This is a genomic window from Mesorhizobium oxytropidicola (assembly GCF_056174625.1).
In genome coordinates this window covers 5,846,993-5,865,850 of record NZ_CM149692.1, presented here as the reverse complement: position 1 = coordinate 5,865,850, position 18,858 = coordinate 5,846,993, and the positions used below count along the sequence as shown (strand labels likewise).

General features: G+C 59.4%; 15 protein-coding genes and 7 pseudogenes. 9 read left to right on the top strand and 13 right to left on the bottom strand.

Translation table 11 applies throughout. The features are described from left to right. The first annotated feature begins 22 nt into the window (after positions 1-22). Positions 23-2,689: a DNA ligase D gene (ligD, locus tag AC0V8S_RS29605; protein WP_475434978.1), complete on the top strand. Its 2,667-nt coding sequence runs from the start codon at positions 23-25 to the stop codon at positions 2,687-2,689. A 192-nt stretch (positions 2,690-2,881) separates the two neighbouring features. On the opposite strand, the pseudogene AC0V8S_RS29600 reads toward ligD, so the two are convergent. Beyond that, a pseudogene (locus AC0V8S_RS29600) lies at positions 2,882-4,131 on the bottom strand (IS256 family transposase). 117 nt (positions 4,132-4,248) lie between these two features. Between AC0V8S_RS29600 and AC0V8S_RS29595 the strand changes: the two are divergent. Beyond that, a pseudogene (locus AC0V8S_RS29595) lies at positions 4,249-5,142 on the top strand (ATP-dependent DNA ligase); the annotation flags it as partial. 188 nt (positions 5,143-5,330) lie between these two features. On the opposite strand, the gene AC0V8S_RS29590 reads toward AC0V8S_RS29595, so the two are convergent. The 3 genes and pseudogenes from AC0V8S_RS29590 to AC0V8S_RS29580 form a co-directional block, all read right to left on the bottom strand. After that, positions 5,331-6,815, bottom strand: coding sequence for a M20/M25/M40 family metallo-hydrolase (locus AC0V8S_RS29590; protein ID WP_475434976.1), 1,485 nt, complete (start codon positions 6,813-6,815; stop codon positions 5,331-5,333). Between the two features lie 49 nt (positions 6,816-6,864). Next, a pseudogene (locus tag AC0V8S_RS29585) lies at positions 6,865-7,315 on the bottom strand (GFA family protein). 154 nt (positions 7,316-7,469) lie between these two features. Continuing rightward, positions 7,470-7,709: a hypothetical protein gene (locus AC0V8S_RS29580; protein WP_475434975.1), complete on the bottom strand. Its 240-nt coding sequence runs from the start codon at positions 7,707-7,709 to the stop codon at positions 7,470-7,472. Between the two features lie 108 nt (positions 7,710-7,817). On the opposite strand from AC0V8S_RS29580, the gene AC0V8S_RS29575 reads away from it, so the two are divergent. Together AC0V8S_RS29575 and AC0V8S_RS29570 are read left to right on the top strand one after the other, a co-directional pair. Beyond that, positions 7,818-8,033: a hypothetical protein gene (locus tag AC0V8S_RS29575; protein ID WP_475434973.1), complete on the top strand. Its 216-nt coding sequence runs from the start codon at positions 7,818-7,820 to the stop codon at positions 8,031-8,033. Further along, entirely contained in the window at positions 8,030-8,338 is a 309-nt protein-coding gene (locus AC0V8S_RS29570; RefSeq protein ID WP_096454787.1) for a hypothetical protein, read from the top strand. The genes AC0V8S_RS29575 and AC0V8S_RS29570 overlap by 4 nt, the downstream gene beginning before the upstream one ends. Before the next feature lie 30 nt (positions 8,339-8,368). On the opposite strand, the gene AC0V8S_RS29565 is transcribed toward AC0V8S_RS29570, so the two are convergent. Both AC0V8S_RS29565 and ku read right to left on the bottom strand, forming a co-directional pair. Then, positions 8,369-8,710 carry a helix-turn-helix domain-containing protein gene (locus AC0V8S_RS29565; protein ID WP_475434971.1) on the bottom strand — a complete coding sequence of 114 codons (342 nt, stop codon included), beginning with the start codon at positions 8,708-8,710 and terminating at the stop codon, positions 8,369-8,371. After that, positions 8,710-9,533, bottom strand: a pseudogene (gene ku, locus AC0V8S_RS29560) (non-homologous end joining protein Ku). The gene AC0V8S_RS29565 and the pseudogene ku overlap by 1 nt, the downstream one beginning before the upstream one ends. A 197-nt stretch (positions 9,534-9,730) precedes the next feature. On the opposite strand from ku, the pseudogene AC0V8S_RS29555 reads away from it, so the two are divergent. Then, positions 9,731-10,593, top strand: a pseudogene (locus tag AC0V8S_RS29555) (SDR family NAD(P)-dependent oxidoreductase); the annotation flags it as partial. 66 nt (positions 10,594-10,659) lie between these two features. On the opposite strand, the gene AC0V8S_RS29550 reads toward AC0V8S_RS29555, so the two are convergent. The 3 genes and pseudogenes from AC0V8S_RS29550 to AC0V8S_RS29540 form a co-directional block, all read right to left on the bottom strand. Continuing rightward, a complete protein-coding gene (locus AC0V8S_RS29550) occupies positions 10,660-11,730 on the bottom strand; it encodes an ISAs1 family transposase (RefSeq protein ID WP_475434969.1) in 1,071 nt (356 codons plus the stop codon). A gap of 545 nt (positions 11,731-12,275) precedes the next feature. Then, positions 12,276-13,345 (bottom strand): annotated as a pseudogene (locus tag AC0V8S_RS29545) (YihY/virulence factor BrkB family protein). Between the two features lie 503 nt (positions 13,346-13,848). After that, positions 13,849-14,354, bottom strand: a pseudogene (locus tag AC0V8S_RS29540) (YciE/YciF ferroxidase family protein). Between the two features lie 555 nt (positions 14,355-14,909). Between AC0V8S_RS29540 and AC0V8S_RS29535 the strand changes: the two are divergent. Both AC0V8S_RS29535 and AC0V8S_RS29530 read left to right on the top strand, forming a co-directional pair. Next, entirely contained in the window at positions 14,910-15,194 is a 285-nt protein-coding gene (locus tag AC0V8S_RS29535) for a PRC-barrel domain containing protein (RefSeq protein ID WP_475434968.1), read from the top strand. A gap of 59 nt (positions 15,195-15,253) precedes the next feature. Beyond that, on the top strand, positions 15,254-15,760 hold the full coding sequence (locus AC0V8S_RS29530) for a DUF6894 family protein (protein ID WP_475434966.1): 507 nt from the start codon (positions 15,254-15,256) through the stop codon (positions 15,758-15,760). Between the two features lie 323 nt (positions 15,761-16,083). Here AC0V8S_RS29530 and AC0V8S_RS29525 read toward each other — a convergent pair whose 3' ends face one another. Then, positions 16,084-16,320 carry a hypothetical protein gene (locus AC0V8S_RS29525; RefSeq protein ID WP_475434964.1) on the bottom strand — a complete coding sequence of 79 codons (237 nt, stop codon included), beginning with the start codon at positions 16,318-16,320 and terminating at the stop codon, positions 16,084-16,086. Positions 16,321-16,768: 448 nt separating this feature from the next. Here AC0V8S_RS29525 and AC0V8S_RS29520 point away from each other — a divergent pair, with 448 nt between their 5' ends. Further along, positions 16,769-16,978, top strand: coding sequence for a hypothetical protein (locus tag AC0V8S_RS29520; protein WP_202351216.1), 210 nt, complete (start codon positions 16,769-16,771; stop codon positions 16,976-16,978). 40 nt (positions 16,979-17,018) lie between these two features. On the opposite strand, the gene AC0V8S_RS29515 is transcribed toward AC0V8S_RS29520, so the two are convergent. From AC0V8S_RS29515 to AC0V8S_RS29505, 3 genes are all read right to left on the bottom strand, one after another. Further along, the gene (locus AC0V8S_RS29515; RefSeq protein WP_475434962.1) at positions 17,019-17,222 is read right to left on the bottom strand and encodes a hypothetical protein; all 204 of its coding nucleotides are present in this window, start codon (positions 17,220-17,222) and stop codon (positions 17,019-17,021) included. A 46-nt stretch (positions 17,223-17,268) separates the two neighbouring features. After that, on the bottom strand, positions 17,269-17,484 hold the full coding sequence (locus AC0V8S_RS29510; protein WP_475434960.1) for a hypothetical protein: 216 nt from the start codon (positions 17,482-17,484) through the stop codon (positions 17,269-17,271). A gap of 69 nt (positions 17,485-17,553) precedes the next feature. Next, complete coding sequence (locus AC0V8S_RS29505) at positions 17,554-17,853, bottom strand: DUF1236 domain-containing protein (RefSeq protein WP_202351215.1); 300 nt, start codon at positions 17,851-17,853, stop codon at positions 17,554-17,556. A 598-nt stretch (positions 17,854-18,451) separates the two neighbouring features. On the opposite strand from AC0V8S_RS29505, the gene AC0V8S_RS29500 reads away from it, so the two are divergent. Further along, positions 18,452-18,796 (top strand): low affinity iron permease family protein, encoded by a 345-nt coding sequence (locus AC0V8S_RS29500; RefSeq protein ID WP_475434958.1) that lies wholly within the window; start codon positions 18,452-18,454, stop codon positions 18,794-18,796. The last annotated feature ends 62 nt before the right edge of the window (positions 18,797-18,858 follow it).

Sequence of the window (18,858 nt, the reverse complement as noted above, 5' to 3'; positions counted from 1 at the left end):
CGTCATCAGCCGAGGCATTTCCATGACAAAGGGCGAGCTTTCCACCTATCGGGCCAAACGGGATTTCACGAAGACGAAAGAGCCCAGCGGCGAGCGCTCGATCGCGAAATCGAACCGGCTCCGGTTTGTGATCCAGAAGCACGATGCCACACGGCTGCACTATGACCTCCGCCTCGAGCTTGACGGTGTTTTCAAGTCATGGGCCGTTACAAAAGGTCCGTCGCTGGATCCGCAGGACAAGCGCCTGGCAGTCGGGGTTGAGGACCATCCGCTGGACTATGGCGACTTCGAAGGGACGATCCCCAAGGGACAGTATGGCGGCGGCACCGTGCAGTTGTGGGATCGCGGTTACTGGGAGCCGGAAGGATCCATATCTCCCCAACAAGCCTTGGAGAAGGGCGATCTGAAATTCACGCTCGATGGCAAGCGCCTGCACGGAAGTTTTGTCCTGGTGCGCATGAAGCATGACCGCAATGGCGGGAAGCGAACCAACTGGCTGCTGATCAAGCACCGCGACAAATACGCGACTGATGGTAATGGCGACGCGGTGCTGACACAGGACCGCTCCGTCGCCTCAGGCCGGAGCATGGATAAGATTGCCGCGGGTAAAGGAGCCGGACCGAAGCCCTTCATGATGCAGGGGTCATCGACGGCCGATGCGGACGCAGTGTGGGACAGCAACCGCGGCCATGCTGCCGACGAGCGCGCAAAGTCGTCAAAGGCTTCGCCCAAACCGTCAGCAAAATCAACGCCGCGTCCAAAACGTCCCGCTCGTGACCTGGCGTTGACGATGCCAGATTTCATCCCGCCCCAGCTCTGCCAGACCCTTTCCCGACCGCCGGCGGGATCGAATTGGGTGCATGAGATAAAGTTCGATGGCTACCGCGTCCAATTGCGAGTCGAAGAAGGCGCCGCGACGCTGAGGACCCGAAAGGGCCTCGACTGGACAGAGAAGTTTGGCGCCATCGCAAAAGAGGCGGTGAGTCTTCCCAACGTCATCGTCGATGGCGAGATCGTGGCGCTCGGCGAAAATGGCGCGCCGGACTTTGCCGCCTTGCAGGCCGCACTGTCGGAGCGCCGGACAAAGGATCTGATCTTCTTTGCCTTCGATATGCTGTTCGCCGAGGGGGTCGACCTACGAAAGCTGCCACTCTCGGAACGTAAGGAACGGCTGAGCGAAATGCTCGGTGAGGCCGAGCGCGGTGAGAATCTCATCCGCTATGTTGAGCACTTCACCAACGGCGGCGACGCCGTGCTGCGGTCTGCCTGCCGACTTGAGCTCGAAGGCATTATCTCCAAAAAAGCTGATGCAATCTATGTCTCGGGCAGAACCGATACCTGGGCGAAATCGAAATGTCGCGCCGGGCATGAGGTTGTCATCGGTGGCTGGTCGACCACCAACGGCAAGTTCCGGTCGTTGCTGGTCGGGATCAATCGCGGTGAGCACTTCGCTTACATCGGCCGTGTCGGAACTGGCTACAGCGAGGCCAAGATCAAGCAGCTGCTGCCACGGCTGAAGGAAATGCAGGCCGCCAAGTGGCCGTTTACCGGTGATGGCGCACCGAAAAAGGATGCGACCGTCTTTTGGACCAAGCCGCAGCTGGTCGCGGAAATCGAGTTCGCCGGCTGGACCGGCGGCGGGAATATCAGGCAGGCCGCCTTCAAAGGCCTCCGCGAAGACAAGCCGGCGAGAGAGGTTGAGGCCGAGCGGCCAGCAGACCCTCGGGAGACGCAGATTGCCGACCCTGCCAAAACAACTGGCAGGACGGGAAGAAGCCCGGTCGTTATGGGCGTCATCATCTCGAAACCGGACAAGCCGCTATGGCCGAATGCCGGAGATGGTGGCCAGCCGGTCACCAAGCTCGACCTGGCGGAATATTTCGAGGCCGTTGGCCCGTGGATGATCAAGCATCTCAAAGGTCGCCCCTGTTCGCTGGTGCGCGCGCCCGACGGGTACGCCGGCGAGCAATTCTTCCAGCGCCACGCAATGCCAGGCACGTCCAATCTGCTGGAACTGGTGAAAGTCTTCCGCGACCATAAGCCCTATCTGCAGATCGACCGCGTCGAGGGCCTGGCTGCGATCGCCCAGATCGGCGGCTTGGAATTTCATCCCTGGAATTGCCAGCCGGGCAACCCCGAGATACCCGGGCGACTTGTCTTCGACCTCGACCCTGGTCCGGAAGTCTCCTTTCCCGAGGTCGTCGCAGCGGCCAAGGAAATGCGTGACCGTCTCGAAGATTTGGGCCTGGTGAGCTTCTGCAAGACCACGGGTGGCAAGGGCCTGCACGTTGTAACGCCGCTGGCCGGTCAGCGCAGCAAGACGACCTGGCCCGAGGCAAAGGCCTTCGCGAAGGCTGTCTGCATGCAGATGTCGGCGGACCGTCCGGACCTCTACCTCGTCAACATGGCCAAGAAGCTGCGGACATCCCGGATATTTCTCGACTACCTCCGCAATGATCGCATGGCGACGGCCGTAGCACCCCTCTCATCCCGTGCCCGGGAAGGAGCGACTGTCTCCATGCCGCTGACATGGGGTCAAGTGAGGGCGGATCTCGACCCGAAAAAATACACGGTCCGAACCGTGCCGAGCCTGCTGAAGAAGACGGTCGCCTGGGCCGACTACGACGACGGTGAGAGGTCGCTCAGCAGTGCCATCAAACGGCTTGGTTCAGCAAAGCTCGCGGCATGACATCGAAAGGTGAAAAACCGTCCTTTGCCGTCCCATTGGACACGGAGCCGATGGAAGCCAAGGCTGCTGAAAAACTGCCTGGTAGCGCTAGCCAATGGCAGTACGAACCTAAGTGGGACGGGTTCCGTTGGTGCCGTAGCGGGTCGTGTTGGAATTCGGCGGAGCAGCCTCCGGTAGGTTAAGATTAACGGCTCATGCGGCGAGGTCAATCTGCTGATCGAGTGGCTTCGTAGGAAGCGTCTGCCAGCCGTCGATCTTTCGCATCGAGATTTGACCGGACGCCATCAACGCCCAGAACAACATTGCCGCGGTTTCGGCCGAAGGCAGAACGGTCTGGGTCTTGATGCGCCGCTTGAACTCCTCATGCAGACGCTCAATCGCGTTTGTTGTTCTGGCGCTTTTCCATTGGCTCGGCGGCAGCCGGGTGAAGGCGAAGAGACGCTCGCCGGCCTCCTCCAGGCTGTCGGCCACCGCCCGGCACTTGAGCCGCCATTTGCGCAGGAACGCCTTGCGGCGGCTCTCGATCTCCTCCGGCGTGGCCGCGTAGATCATGTCGGTGTAATCGGCGCTGATCTCCTCGTGCAGCCGCTCGGGAGCATGGGCAAGCAGATTCCTGTGCTTGTGAACCGTGCATCTCTGCACCGGCACCCGTCCCACAGCGCGGCGATCGCCCTGTCCAAGCCAGGTGCGCCATCGACGATGAGAAACTCAGGTCGGCGCAGGCCGCGCCCGACGAGATCGTCGAGAATGGCCCGCCAGGCCTCCGTCGTCTCGCCACCCATATTCTTGACCGCGAGCAGGATCTTCTGGCCGTCCGCGCGCACACCGATGACCACGAGCAGCGAGATCGAGGTCGCTTTGCGGTCGAGCCTGACACGAACCACCGTCCCGTCGAGGATGAGGCGCACCATCGGCTCGTCGGCCAGAGAGCGGGCATTCCAGGCGTCCCAGTCCGTCTTCACCTTGCGCCAGGTGCGGCTGACGACGTCCTTGCCGATCGCGCCGCCGAACAGCGCGGCGAGCGCACGCCGCACGCGCCTGGTGTTCGTGCCCGCCAGGTAGCTCGACGCGATCAGCGCGTCGGCGGCCATCGTGCGCCGCTGATAGGCGCGCAAGGCCTTGCTCTTCCATTCCACCGTCTTGTCCTTGCCGGCATCGAGGCGCGCCCGCGGAACCGTGATCTCGGTGGTGCCGAAGGTCCCCGTCAGCGTGCGCGTCCGGCTGCCGTGGCGGTGGCCGGCGACACCGGTGGTCTCCTCACTGCGCGCCGCCGGCTGCCGGCCATAACGGGGACGGGCAAGCACCGCGTCCAGCTCGGTCTCGAGCATCGTCTCGATGAAGCCGCGCACCCGCTCGCGCAGGCCAGCTTCGATCGGATCAAACCAGTTGTCGAAAAGATAGCTCGTCGCCTCATCCCCAGGATGAACGGCTTCCGCATTCATGGTAGTCCTTGTCATGGCGTAGTCTCCTGTCCGGCGCTCTAACGCCGGATGATTCGAGGTTTGACACCCCGGAGACTACGCCAACTCACAATTCCAACCACTCCTGCGACGGCACCGTTCCGTTGCCTCGCCTTCAAAGCCGGCGATGAAGTGGACCTTCGGGCGAAATCAGGCAAGCCGCTCGGCCGCTATTTTCCGGAAGTCGTCTCGATGTTGCGTGACCTGAAGGCCAATGAATTCGTGGTCGATGGCGAGATCGTCATCGACATTGCCGGCTCGCTTTCTTTCGATGCGCTGCAGATGCGATTGCATCCAGCGGAAAGCAGAATTCGGAAACTGTCTGTCGAAACACCGGCCAAGCTGATCCTGTTCGATATGCTGGCAAGTCCGGATGCCAGCCTGATGCATCGACCGCTGTCTGCGCGGCGCGAGGCGTTGGATGCATTCGTTAAGTCAGCGGGACATGCCAATCTCGAATTGTCGCGTTTTACTCGGGATTTGACAATAGCAACGAAGTGGCTTGGCGAATCCGGTCACGGGGCAACAGACGGCGTTGTCGCCAAGCTTGTCGACGACGAATATCGGCCCGGCGAGCGCGCCATGGTCAAGGTCAAGCGGCTGCGCACAGCCGATTGTGTGGTCGGTGGCTTTCGCTACTTGGCGAACGCGCGCGAGGTCGGCTCGTTGTTGCTTGGGCTCTACAACGACCAGGGCAAGCTCGACCATGTGGGATTTACGTCGACGATCGCGCAGGAGGATCGATCAGAGCTCACCCGACAACTCGAAGCCTTGCGTTCGCCTCCGGGCTTTACCGGCAAAGCGCCGGGGGGACCGAGCCGTTGGAGCACCGAGAGGAGCGGGGAGTGGGAGCCATTGAAGCCCGAACTGGTGGTGGAAGTCCGGTTCGATCATGTCACCGGCGATCGCTTCCGACACGGCACCAAGTTCATGCGGTGGCGCCCTGACAAGGCTCCGAAACAGTGCACGTTCGCGCAGATATTGAAAACATGAGGCATTCGCCATCGGTGGTGCCACAGGGGCGCTCATTCCACATCACCGGATAGTGAAATTGAGGAGTGCCTCGCAGACATCCCGGAGGATCCGCGGCAGGACGTCGAACGCATAGCCTATGTGCAAACGTTCCAGCGGCGTGTGGTAGTCTCGACCCCATGGGCCGATGTTGATGGTCGGTATATTGGCTAACCCATTTGCCTTCGGCCATCGAACCCGTCCCTCCACATTGGCGTGTTCCTGCCGACCACATCGAAACCCGACGCGGCGGCCTCGCCAAAGAAACTCATGTCCGAAATGCCGGCGAAGTACTTCGTGCAACTGATAGCGCTGCCGTAACGGACGCTCGATCCAGCTGCTATGTCGGAGGTGATTGCCCTTAGTCTCGCTGCTATTGGCGTATCTGAAAGGTTCGTGGCCAGATAAGGGGTCGAGCCAAACCCCGTGATGATTGCCGGGCCTGGTAGCTGGCTCGGCTTCCAGGCTTCCTCGGTCACGATCCGGCATTGTTCGGGCAAAGAAAGTACGCCAGCGGCGACGGAAGCGCTGAGCGCGTCAAGCTTCGATATCGCTTCCGCCTCGAGGCGGCCCAGCACGGCTTCGTATCGATACAGGGGGATGCTCTCGATGAAATCGCTGCGCCTCGAACCGATTCGTCGAGTGAGTTGCGCCCGATAGTCTCTCGCCGCATCGAGGCATAGCCTGTCGAAACGCTCCAGCACCTCGTCTGGCGCTCGCCGATAGCTCAGCACGTTGAACGTGGCAAAGGCTGTCGCAGGCGTGGTCACGTCATAGCCGGCCTTGCCATCGCGGATACTGAGAAGGCTTGGCGCTGTTCCCCGCAGCGCCTGGGAACCGTCGGTAAGCTCCGGCGCCCATTCAATGCGCGCTGCGATGGCGGCAGCGAGCGCGCCCGCATTGAGCCCATTCAAGGGAAAGCCGCTATGGGCGGGAACGCCCGCCACGAAAACAGTCGGCAGCAATTTGCCGACTGTTCCCAACGCGATGACTCGACCCTTGCTGCCGTCGCCATCGTCGGTGATGGCGTCAAGATTGATGGCCGCCGCAATATCGAGGTCATGCTCCCTGGCTATTTCGGGGAGCACCTGGACAGCCTTGCGCGCCCCTGCGGAATTGTTCTCTTCGTCGGGCACGGCGATGAAGAGCAAGTTGCCGGCAGGCCCAACACGGTCGGCGAATTCCGCGCAGACGGTCAATCCAGCGGCAAGGCCAGCCTTCATGTCCAGGAGGCCACGCCCGGCAAGAAATTCTCCTGAGGCGAGATCCGTTTTCGCTAGTTGGGCGGCGGACGTCTCGGCCATGTGCAAGCTCTTGGCCAGGGCAAGGGTGAGGTGTTCAGGTTCGGTCGCCAAGTCTTCCATTTCACCATAGTCATGGGTCGAGACGGTGTCGTAGTGCCCTGTCAGGACAATGGTGCCTCGCCCCGCACCCCGGACCAGCATTGCCACGCAGTGGCGGCCGTCCCCAGGTTCGATCTCGATCGTCCAGATTTTTGCGTCTCGAAACACAGTCTCCGCGCCAAGCATGTTGGCGAACAACAACCCGAACGACACCTCGCCATCCGTTCCGGTGACGCTTTTCTGCTGCGTCAAGGCAATAGCCCAACGCCTGGCGCGTCCAAACAGATTGCTTGCTGTCGCGTTGCCCATCATGTCCCCGGTCAAATAGCAAAATTCGATAGTAGAGGTTGGGGACGGGGCCTCAAGTGCATGCGTGGCCGTGTGTGATGGGCCACCCCCCATCGCTCATCGATGGCGCGTCTATCGCACGCGGCTCTCGGTCATGCTCAAACTGCTCAGCCCACTGCAGATCCATTAGCCAAGGTTCGCGACGGCCGATCCAAAGTTCATAGCCGGGTATGATATCGCTGGGGGCAATGTCGAGGGTACCGAGCATGATCTCGGCCTCTTCCTCCCGCAGCGAGGCAACGCGCGATCCGCATTCAGGGCAAAAGGTCCGTCCTTCGAAAGCCCGCAGGTTTCCAGCGCCTTGATAAGCAGGTCGCGGCCAAACGCGAAGAAGGTGAACGCACTGCCGCTTGTGCGCCGACAATCCTGGCAATGGCAAAGTCCAACGCGCAGGGGTGCGCCTTTCACCAAAAGCGAACCGCACCGCAAAGGCAGCCACCGCTGCGCACCTCATCGATGCTCATTGCAGAGCTCGCTTTGGGGGATCACGGTTCTCGTCGGGATTGGGGAGAGGAATTTCGTCCGGCAGAAGATCCGGGTCAGGCTCTCGCACGTCGGGAGTCCAGGTCGGGGCATCTACCGGCGGTTCTTCATTTGGCTCTGGTTTGGGCGGCATGATTATTCTCCCGGTCGGTTGGTCGGACGAGGTGTTTTGCCGGCCACCGGCCGCGCATCGATTTGTCTGGCAGTGAAGGGTTCTGCCCGAGGGCTTTTGTTTTTGGGAGAAGCACCTGCCGTCTTAGGGGTAGGTGACGCCTGATCCTCGTCGTTGCCGTCCAGGCCTTTACGCTCTATCTTGGCACCGGCTCTCTGCGGTTCCCTGACAATAGCCGCGCCGAGGTTCTTGATCTTGGCCATTTCCGTGTCTCCTTTGCTGGCCAACGACCGGCCGTAGGGAATGTTCCATCTGGAGCGGAACTAGCGCTGCCGGGTGCGGTTATCGTTGATCACACGGAGGACCAAGACATGTCTGACAACGAAAACCATCGCGAAACCGGGGCGACAAAATACCCGGCAAAGACCGGCGCCGACCCTTCGGATGCGTTCTCTCAGGACGCGGCCGGAAACAAGAAGCCCAAGAATGGCGTTGGACTGACGCGCCCCGTCAATGAGGTGGACGACAAGACTCACCAGTCAGACGGGCAGAACCCATCCGACCAGGTAAAGAGTTCCAGGCCATGAACGTCGCCAATCTTCAGCTTGAAGGTCTGATGATGGCGGTCGCGTCGATCAACAATTTGCTGGTCCACAAAGGCCTGCTTTCAGTCGACGACATCGATATCGCGTTGCGGAAGTCCGAAGCCAATTTCACGGGCGATGAGCGCACCTACGAAGACATGCCGCCGGCCAATCGCGACGCCATCTGCTTTCCAATCCGTCTTCTGCAGATCGCGAACAATTCCCAAGGCGAATCCGACATTCTACCGTTTTCGGAACTCGCGAAGATGGTTGGACAAACGAAAGAGCCCTACAACGATCAAAGGTAACGGCAGCGATGGCTCGATCCGAGCGGCGGCTTACATTTCGCTGTTTTGAATAATTCCCGCTTCGCCATCCTGGATAGGCGTGCGCGGCACCGTTGACGTCTTGAGCCGAACGCCTGGTCCGCCATGGATCGTCTCGCCATCACTTAGAAAGGCAACCCCCGCCAGCTCAAGCGCGGATCGCATCGCAACCAGCATGTCGCCGGCCGGAACGCGCTTGCTCTTCTCGAAGTCCCGAACGGTTCCCTCACTGACTTGCGCTTTGGCGCCGAGCCTGGCTTGTGACCAGTCCACTAGCGCCCGCGCCGCCCGACATTGCTCGACAGTCAATTGGGTCACAAACGGCTCCTTGATCGACTCTGTGCGGGTTTGCACTAAGCGCTCTTGCGCTTCGGAGTGCTCGTCTTAGGCGTCGCTAATCCTTCCTGCGTGAGGCTCTTCTTGAGCACCTCGGCCAGGTTGATGACGTTCTCCTGCGGCTTGGGCGCCGCCTTTGGGGGCGCCTTGCCCCTGCGCTTCGCGTCGATCATGGCAATCAGCGCATCTTCGTAGGTGTCTTCGAATTTCGAGGGATCGAAAGTGGTCACCTTTTTGTCGATGAGCATGCCGGCGATCTCAAGCAATTCGGGATCGTATTTCGCCTTGGTCATGCTATCGAAGACACTGTCCTCGGAGACCATCTCGTTGTGGTTTCGAAGTTCGGTCATCACCATGCCCTTGCCATATGGCTCGATAACAACTTCACGGCCGCGCTGGTAGAGCACGATGCAGGACCGTGCTGCGACGCCCTTGTTCTTCATGGCATCGCGGATCACGCCGTATGCCTCGACGGCCGCGCCGTCGGCTGGAATGAGGTAGTAGGGCTTCTCTAGATAGCGGGTGTCGATCTCGCTGATCGCCACAAACTCACCCACCTCCAATGTGTGATCCGACGTGAGCTTGAGCGCCTTGATGTCGTCGGGCTCGATCTGGAGGAATTCATCCTTCTCCACCTCGAAACCCTTGACCTGGTCTTCCGTTTCGACCGGCTTCCCTGTCTTCTCGTCGGCATAGACGCTTTTGACAGGTAGGCCGTCCTTGCGGTTCAAAATCTTGAAGTGAATCTTCGAGGCTTCGCTGGTGGCACCAACAATCTTGACGCCGCAGGTAACCGAGCCAACCTTCAAAAACCTTTCCAGACAGCACGCGGCGCGACCATATCGTTCATCCTGTTTCGGCTCAGAGCCAACGAGTTTCCTTTCAAATCGTTCCTCCTGCCGCCGATTTGGCGGAAGGGACGAACCCAACAAGAACGTTAGAGCCAAATGGACATGCAACGCGGATTTCCATCCTGTCGCAGCGGCGATCAACCTTTTCCACAAACGCGCGTTGTCTCTGACAACAAAGGAGACATCGATGCCCGCCGCAACCAAGACAAACACGTTCAACGCAAAAGAAAAGCAGCAACGCATACAGCGAGAAGTCGACTCGGACGACCGCGCCAAACCGAAATCGAAACCGGCTGGCGGCATGCAAGCAGGTGCGCGAAGATATCCGGCACCCCCATTTCCCAAGCAGCATCATCCCAAACCCGGGAACGAAAGCGATATCAAGCCGGCTCCGCTCTATGACGCCCCGTTTTGGCGTGGCTCTGGTAAGCTCGAAAGCAAGGTGGCGCTGATCACTGGCGGCGATTCCGGTATTGGCCGGGCAGTCGCTGTTTTGTTCGCCCGCGAAGGCGCCGATGTTGCCATTGTTTATCTATCGGAGGATGGCGATGCCGAGGTGACGAACAAGCGGTGCAAAGCGAGGGCCACCGCTGCATCATTCTCCGCGGCGATGTCGCCGATCGTGGCTTCTGCCGAAAGGCAGTGACCGCTACCATCAAGCAGCTGGGTGGGTTGGACGTGCTCGTTAACAATGCCGCCTTCCAGGTACATTCAAGCGACTTCGCCGACCTGACCGAAGAGCATTTCGACACTACGCTGAAGACAAACCTGTACGGCTATTTCCATATGGCTCAGGAAGCTGTGACGCACATGAAGCCGGGATCCGCGATCGTCAATACTGGATCGATCACTGGGATAGACGGATCGAAGGAATTGGTTGATTACTCGATGACCAAGGGCGGGATCCACGCTTTCACAAGGGCGCTGTCGGGCAATCTAATCGACAGGGGAATCCGCGTGAACGCCGTCGCGCCAGGCCCGGTCTGGACACCGCTCAACCCATCCGAAAAGCAAGCGAGCGATGTTTCGAAGTTCGGCGCAAAGACCCCGATGAAACGACCTGCGCAGCCCGAGGAGATCGCGCCTGCTTATGTCTTCTTGGCGTCGCCACCAGGGCTATCGCATATGAGCGATTGCCTGGATGAGATAGTCGTCATTCCAAGCGCATTTCTTGATGCGGTGGCTGATGGGGACTTTGTCGATGTCGGCGGCCTGAAGGATATTTCTGGCGATGCGGTTGATGAGGGCGGCGTTGGCGGGGGCGTTGTCCTTGCGGGCACGGCTGAGATCCTCGTGCAGATGAACGTCAAGCATCCAGTGCAGTGCGTTCTCGATCTGCCAATGCGCTCTGGTGAGGTCGATCGCCTGCTGCGGCGACAGCAGCGTTGAGGCCATGAACAGGCGCGTCAGCGGCTTGGCCTGATCGCGCCGGCTGGTGATGCGGATGAAGGCCTTGTGCCCAGGCATCATTGGTTCAGCTGCCACCACGACCTCTGCCTGCCGCCATTCGCTGCGGCCATGGCTGGTTTCGGTCCGCTCAGTGACGGCGGGAGTGGTCTGGGCCAGTTGTTGATTGGCCCGAGCCAACCAATGCCGGCGGTTTCCCTTGAGCGCGAGCAGATAGTCGCCGCCGCGCTGAATGATGGACTTGGCCATGCGCGTGTGGCAGTGGAGGGCATCGGCAGTGACCAATCGGCCAGTAAGATCAATGAGTTCGACGACCTTGAGGGCAGCCTCGACCTCATTGTCTCCTTCGCCGGGCGAGGCCGCCGCCAGACATAGCCGCGCCTGGTTGGCAAAGGCCGACACCGTCAGGGGCGGGCTGGCCGCAAGACCTTTCTCATAGGCCCGCCGCAGCGCCTTGCCATCAAGCGAGACCACGCCCTGGCGGGCCTGGGTAAAGCCTGCGGCAAAGGCGGCGAACGCCCGTCCGAAGGCCTCCGGATCGAGCAGGCGCAACAGCCGCGAGAAGGTGTCGTGGCTGGGCGCCTCCTCATAGTCGATCAAGCGCGACAGCGCCTGTTTGCGCTCTTGCGCGAACAACGAAAACTCCGTTGCGCTGGTCGCGCCACACAGGCTCGCAGCGATCATCATCACGATCAGGTCGCCAAGCCGGTGCGTGGCGTTGGCCGCGCGCGGATCAGGCACCGTACCGAAATAGCTCTCAAGGCTGGTAATGGCAGTCACTCCTCGGTGGACTGCCTTCCCAAAGAATCCCTTCTCAAACCAACTTCAAGCCCAAAATCGCCATATGCGATTCACCTGGCGTCGCCACAATGCTCAAGCTACATCACCGGCGAGATCGTGCCCGTGATCGGTGGTTATTGAGCATCATCCCGCGAAGGAACGGCCTAGGTCATCTCAGTTCGGGCCACGGCAAATTCCGTCCGTCCGGTCTCTACAATGGTTCAAAGGGAACCTATTTCGCGGAGTGAAATTAGTCATTTCATGAGCAGACGTGGCCTCGCCTTTCTACACCAATGGATAAACGAGAACGTTCCAGATCACCCCTCCGCCGACCCTTCCTTGATCACTGATCTCGCTGACAGGGCGATTGAGGACGCATTGGTGGAAGGCATTTCATCCCGTGAGATTGACGAAGAGGTTCACAGCCTCTTCGTCCTTATGGTGGAGGCGGTAGCAAATCAGAAAATTGGCGGGGTCCAGCCCGGACGTCCTGACATGTCCTAATCATGAAGTCGTCGTTCACGGTGCGACGTTCATTTGGAGCCTCAGTCTGCGGTCTTGCCTAACGTGTCAGCCACCACCGCGCCACGCTTGCCCATGGCAGGGGCGGGCCCGTGGTCGAGTCGACGGCTGTCTGATGCTCCATCTCGGCATTGATGGCGGCTCCAGCGATAAGGATGATGACGGAAATCCATGTCCACATCATCAAACCGACAACGGCGCCGAGCGAGCCGTAGGTGGCGTTATAGTTGGCAAAATGCTGCAGATAGAACGAGAACAGCCACGACGCTGCGATCCATGCCACCGTCGCAATCAACGCGCCCCAACTCAGCCAGCGCCACTTGGCTCGCTCGCGGCTCGGTCCGAAGCGATAAAGCAAGGAAATTCCGGTCAACATCGCACCGACAAGGATCGGCCACCGAGATACCGCGACAAGGGTTTCCGTCCACGCATCAAGATAGAAATAGCCCAAAAGTGCTGGAACGACGCCCACCGTGAGCAACAGCACGATGCCGATCAGCAGCGCTCCAACCGTGAACAGGATCGACATGAGGTTGAGCGTGATGAAGCTACGTTTTTCGCGTTCCTCATAGGCGATGTTCATGGCATCAAACAGTGCCTTCATACCGCTGTTGGAACTCCAGAGTGCGATACCAAGCCCGATGAAAAAACCTATGCCGAGCGCCCCTGGTTTCTGCTTGGCCAAAGCTTGCAACTGATCGCGAATGAGGTCCAGCCCGCCTGACGGCAGCAATCCGCCGAGATAAGCGACATGGTCAGCAACCGTGACCGGGTCCGCGACAAACCCATAAATTGAGATGAACGCCGCCAAAGCCGGGAAGAGTGCAAGCAGCAGGTAGAAAGTGGCACCGGCCGCGACGAGCAGAACCCGGTCCTTGTTGAATTCCTCCCACAAGCGCCAGGAAATATCCTTCCATCCAAGCGCAGGTATCTGGGATGGCCAAGCCGCGTCGCGGCCGCGTCCCCCGCCCTCCGACCGCAGAGCGGCCTTATTCTCTTCAGTAGTGGATGCCGCGCGACTGGCCGCTTCTCCATCGATCAACGAGGCCTCTTTGCCGGTTGGCTGCGGGCTTCGTCTCGCTTTCGAAGTCACTCGTTTAACCTCGCTGTGTCGACCACGACTCCAGCGTGTGCGCCAGTGCGTTCCTTCTCTTGACCCGTTGTTGTTGGGTTGCCGTCGAGCGCTTCCACCAATTCGCCTCCAATGCCCGGGCTTGAGTCCTCTCAACGCCGTGAACGGCATAGCTGTTCCCGCTACCCCAACGAGCCGTCAAGCCGCAACGGATGCAGCCTGTCATAAGTCGCGTGCAACATCGGCCGTCAGTTGGCTGATTTCTTCTTGGCCGCCGCTGGATTTTGACCGGTCGCTGCCGACGTCTTGGCGTCTTTGGAATGAGCCGCGATCGCGGGGCCGGCGCCGGTTGCCTTGCGCACGTCTCCAATCGTTTTTTGTCGGCTGGCGCCTTGCGATCCAGGCCTGAGAAGAATTTGCCGAAAAAGCCCATGTCATACTCCCGTTGCGCCGCTGAGACGCCGATGCGCTGATTGTGCGGATGAGCCTTGGTATCCAAGGCTCATCCAAAGGCGATAACCTTGCTACGCCGCTTCTGCGGCGACGTTGACCGCCGACTCCGCGAGCTCGGTAAGGGCGACGTCCGTCTTCTTCTCTTCGGCGAGCGTGAGGTCCAACAGCTGGACCGCCGCAGTCAATCCGAGTTCCGACGCCCAGGTGTGCAGGGTGCCGTAGCGAGAAATCTCATAGTGTTCGACTGCCTGCGCAGCGGCAAGGAGACCAGCATCCAGGGCAGGGCTGCCCTTGTACTCCTCGATAATCTCAGCGCCTTCCTCGGTAATACCCATGATGGCAGCGCAGGTCTTGGCCTGGGGCTTCATACCGAGAATCTCGAAGATTTCTTCGAGCCTCGCCACATGCTCCTGCGTTTCGCCGTGATGCTTTTCGAACGCCGCCTCCAGCTCGGGGCTCTGCGCGGCCTTGGCCATTTTCGGCAATGTCGAGAGGATTTTTTCTCGGCGAAATAGATGTCCTTGAGCGTATCTCGGAACAGTTCGCCTAGGCCCTTGGTCGCGGCCGGTTTTGTCATCGCCATCTGGCTATCTCCTGGTTTGTTTGGCCTTCTCAAATCAAGGCGCAGAAGCAACTTCACGATGGTCGACTGGTTCCGCCGCAAAGAAAAAAAGCAAGCGCCGGATACTTGATGTGGTTAGGCAACCGACGCCTCGCTGGGCCATTTAGGGTGCCGGGCCAGGACAGGAGCGAGTGATCTTCGAGTATCCAATGCGCAATGCGGGCATTCTCAAAATGCGGGCATTCTCAAACTGGGCGACGTTCCTTTGCTCTGGCGCCTTCAGCAAGCACCCCTGCCTGCCGATGCCTCGGCCAAGGAACGCGAGGCACACGCCGCAACGCTGGTGACGTTGTTCAAGTCTGGGATTACGCGGGAAGATGAACTCATCGGAACCTTGCTGGTGTTCATCCTGCACGCGAGAGGTAGGTCATCGAGGATCTGGCTGCTGTTATGGCACTGGGCAACCGGTGCGCCGCAGCTTTGGAGCCTGATTGCCGCGAAGGGCCTTCCCTCATGGGAACCCTTAGCCTCCTCGTAGATTGGTGACAGGCCCAACCCGGAGATGCAACGATGGACCACACTAATCATATCAGGCTTGCCAGCAGTGAACTGACGCCAGAGATTCTTGATGGCGCGACCATCTATGGCGCTGACGACGAAAAGGTCGGCACCGTTTCTCATCAGCACGGCAGCCAGATTGTCATTGACGTAGGTGGCTTTCTCGGCCTCGGCGCCAAGCCGGTGGCGGTTTCAGCCAACCAACTGGATTTCATGCGCGATGAAGACGGTGATGTTCATGCCGTTACCACCTGGACCAAGGACCAGCTCGAAGACATGCCAGAGCACCAGGATTGAGATTGGCGGCTGGCATCGTCCGGCCCCCTTCTGCCAACAGAAAAAGCCGGGAGCCTGCAATGGAAATCGTTCGTACCCAAGTCTTGAATGCCGCCGCACTGAACGGCCAAGCGATATTGCGCGTGCTGTTTTGTGGCCAAGGCAATGAATGCGTTACCGTGGACATGGCCAACATCGAGGGGGACGAGGAAATCGTGCTGAACCGCGCGAAGGCTATCCTCGTCCAAACCGCCACCTTTGGTCTTGCCTCGAACGACTACGACGCCACCAGCAACGGCAACTTTGACGAAGTTTCGGTGACGTCGGTTAGAGATGCGGCGGGCGATGTGTATGTTTTCGACTATCGCGACGGCGAAACCAGTCGGAGGATTCCTCCGTCCCACATGCCGAGCTTTGACGCCGCGCGCGCCGAAGCAATTCGCTGTGCGGTCGATCTCTTGGTCGATCTGGAGCCCGGAACAGATGATTTGTCTGGTTGGCTGGTGCGGGTCTCCGACGAACAGGGCGAACTGCTCTACACGGTGGATGTACAGGAGGCTGAGGCGGCTCGTCAGGCCAGCCAATAGCAAAGCGAGCCATTGCGTGCTTCGATGGAACACAGGCACGTGATTGTGGGACACGGAGCGTATCGATCCCACTCTGGCAAAACGAGCCGGAGACTTGGTCGGATAGCTTCACAATAAGCCTGCCGCCCTTGCCTCGGTGGCGGGCTTTTTGCTTGTCTCGGAACCTCGAAGCCTGCGGCAGGTTGAGCATGATGCAGCGTACCTTCCTGAGCGGCGCTGCCTGGTCGAGGTTCGCAACTTGATCGGTTCGGGTCTGACAGAGATCCGGGCCATTCTTCTGTCTTGGGGTTCCCCTTGGGCGCGCGCGCGGCGGCCAGGCCGCTCTAGCCAGCAATCTTCCATTCATTTTGCCAACGGGCACGCACCGCCATCATTAGGATATCTCCACTTGCCATGCCGGTTTGGAATAGCCTTATCAGCTCGGCGGCAATCCCCTGTGCATCAGCTGTGTCGGGAAGAACGCAGAATTCAGCGCAAAGTGAGTCGAAGGCGAGCCTTAGGGTCTCAAGGTCATTCGGGTAAAACGCCTCGTTTTGTGAGCGAATTGGTTGGTCAAGCATCAGGCGCCTCCATTACGGGCGAGGGTGCGATCGTCGCTCCCAAGCAGCGGAGCCCACAAATTGGCCGCCGACTGCTCAGCTATGGGACAGTTCGCCAAGCGTGTCATTTCACTTTGACGTACCCGAACGATTAAATTACCCGCTTGGGCGCTGGCCCTTTGGGGACTTGCCCGGTGAATTTGTTGGATTCCGCGGTTCCTTGGCTGAGGGATACACCGCGATCATCGGTTCCTCGACGCTGAAAAGGCGTTTCGCGGATCATCGTGCACTTCGAGGGTGAGCGCACTTTCGATCGGTTGGTCTGGAACATTAGTGCCTTCCAAAGGTTGGTGATTGCGGCAGGCAATGCTCCCTCGCGTCACCTGCCGAAGATCGGGCGAGACACCTTGATCGGCCCGCGCTCTTCACGAGAGGCGCGGGCTTTCCCTTTTTATTGAAGAGATCGCGCATGTCCCAGACCATTCAACCGCCCATATTGCCGGAGGCAAGTCCGGATCGAATGGTCAACTGCGAAGTCGCCTTGGAAACGGCATTCGCAGCCTTGGTAACCGAATCGGAGGCCCAGGGATGGACAGCGCGGGAGACCGCCGAAACTCTGCTCAAAATCGCGAGCGAACATATCAAGCTTCTGGCAGCCGATGTCGAGACTAAGAGCTGAGGCGAGGTCGCGTCAGAGGAGCCGATTGCTCTGCATCGCACTACTCACCGGATCCATTGTTGGTGAATGGGGAGGCGCTCGGGATGCACTGCAGGGTCCAGCCCGGCGGTGTTGGCTGCTTCTGGTATTCGACGATTGCGGCCGTGCATTGTTCGCGCTTGTCGAAAGTGCTTGGCAACACCACCATTCCGCCCTGCGGGCCGGCGATTACCAGATACCAGATCAGCGCTGCCGTCGAAGTCATGGCGTTTCCTTGTTCCAACCCGACGCCTTAGACGCGGGCGGCTGGTTCACCTTAGGCCAATGGCCGGGAATGAACTAATCGTCATTGAGAAAGAGGCGGCGATCAGGTCGTCGCCGTCGATGAGGCCTTGATAGTCCGCCATCACCGTTGCGACTTTTCGAAAGGCCTTCATGTCGCCTCCGGTAATTTTCGCGTTTGCGAACTTGGTCCGGAGGTTTTCAACGCGCGTTTCCAAGGCATCGGATTTTGCGAGATTTGGCATTTGTGATTTTCCGTTTCTGTTGAAAACCCGCCGCCGGGAGAGGCGACGGGCTTCGGCTGGCAAGGCTGGTCAGTCGTAAACTTTGACGATCTTGTGGGTGCTCGGATCGACCAGAACCGTCCGGTTGTCGATCACGACATAGCGGTATTTGACGTTGGGAACTTCGCGAAGTTCGACGGTGTCGGGCAGCGCCGTGCCGATGTTGAGTTCCACTCCGGGAACCTTCACCGACGCAAGCGGCTGCTTCTTCACATATTCACGGATAACCGTTTCCTGCTCCGGCTGAATAATGATGTCCTCGGCCGTCGCGATGCCGACGCCTGCGAGCAGAAGAAATGCCGCAGCTGCGGCAGAGACATGCAATTTCATAATCGTACTCCTCGTGAGATTGGCCCCGATCGACGATGTCGAAGCCCAACTGCCAACTTGGCGTGGATGCAATCGTTCCCTTGGATGGACTTCGGTCGGGGGGCGAAGTTGGACCAAAGTCCGGTCGAATTCCGCAATGGTCTTGCCGGCCGCGCAGCTTGGAACGGTCACCTGTGGCAGAAGTTGTCAGCCACGGAAACGGAGAACGATTTATGGACAGGAGTGTTGGTCAAGCGCGTTGGTTGTTAGCGCCAGTTTTCGTCCTGGCCATATCTCTGCTCGTGATTGGAATATCCCTTGGCTGAACTTGGACAGCCCACATCTCAAAATCAGTGCAGCTGCGTTGCCAACGGTTTGCTCGCTGCGGCGAGCGAACCGCTTATTAACTTGAATTTAGCCAGCGACGGGTGATTGAATGTTCAACGACAAACAGACTCGCTTCATAGAGGCCGGTTTCCTCCTGGCTGTGCCCATTTGCGTCGGTCTCACCGCGCTGATAGCCGTATTCGCTCTGGCCAAGATATGACGGTGTCGTTGTATCCAAGGCGGCGTTCGGCGCGAGATCGAGCCCCGGCAGCGCAATTATGGGAACGCTAGAATGAACCGCATCCTTTTTGTGGCAGCGGAATTCCTTTCCCGGCCGCCGGGCTTCTACGTCATGATGGTCGCGATGGTGTTGTGCACCGCGTTGGTGCCGTTCGGACTGACCAACGCGGTCACCTATGCCCTTTCGGTGGCCGCCATTGTGATCACCGGTGTTGTCCTGATACAGGGCTATCGCGATACGGCCGCCATCCACGCCAAGCTCGATGAGATCGTCGTTTCGCTTAGGGAGACCAGAAACGACGTTGTCGGCCTGGAGCATGCCGAGCCAGAGGAGATCCGCGAAAAGATTGCGATGCTTGAACAAGAAGCAGCGCAACGAAATGGGCGAGCCACCTGATTATCATACGGGCTAGCTGTTCGTGAGCTCTCAGCAGGCTCAAGACCCTCGTGCAACCAGAT

Coding starts and splice junctions, on each gene's coding strand:
- AC0V8S_RS29515 (WP_475434962.1), bottom strand. CDS start 17,222: ATGACTTCGACGGCAGCGCTGATCTGGTATCTGGTAATCGCCGGCCCG.
- AC0V8S_RS29500 (WP_475434958.1), top strand. CDS start 18,452: ATGAACCGCATCCTTTTTGTGGCAGCGGAATTCCTTTCCCGGCCGCCG.
- AC0V8S_RS29530 (WP_475434966.1), top strand. CDS start 15,254: ATGGAAATCGTTCGTACCCAAGTCTTGAATGCCGCCGCACTGAACGGC.
- AC0V8S_RS29570 (WP_096454787.1), top strand. CDS start 8,030: ATGAACGTCGCCAATCTTCAGCTTGAAGGTCTGATGATGGCGGTCGCG.
- ligD (WP_475434978.1), top strand. CDS start 23: ATGACAAAGGGCGAGCTTTCCACCTATCGGGCCAAACGGGATTTCACG.
- AC0V8S_RS29575 (WP_475434973.1), top strand. CDS start 7,818: ATGTCTGACAACGAAAACCATCGCGAAACCGGGGCGACAAAATACCCG.
- AC0V8S_RS29520 (WP_202351216.1), top strand. CDS start 16,769: ATGTCCCAGACCATTCAACCGCCCATATTGCCGGAGGCAAGTCCGGAT.
- AC0V8S_RS29580 (WP_475434975.1), bottom strand. CDS start 7,709: ATGGCCAAGATCAAGAACCTCGGCGCGGCTATTGTCAGGGAACCGCAG.
- AC0V8S_RS29590 (WP_475434976.1), bottom strand. CDS start 6,815: ATGATGGGCAACGCGACAGCAAGCAATCTGTTTGGACGCGCCAGGCGT.
- AC0V8S_RS29505 (WP_202351215.1), bottom strand. CDS start 17,853: ATGAAATTGCATGTCTCTGCCGCAGCTGCGGCATTTCTTCTGCTCGCA.
- AC0V8S_RS29525 (WP_475434964.1), bottom strand. CDS start 16,320: ATGCTTGACCAACCAATTCGCTCACAAAACGAGGCGTTTTACCCGAAT.
- AC0V8S_RS29535 (WP_475434968.1), top strand. CDS start 14,910: ATGGACCACACTAATCATATCAGGCTTGCCAGCAGTGAACTGACGCCA.
- AC0V8S_RS29510 (WP_475434960.1), bottom strand. CDS start 17,484: ATGCCAAATCTCGCAAAATCCGATGCCTTGGAAACGCGCGTTGAAAAC.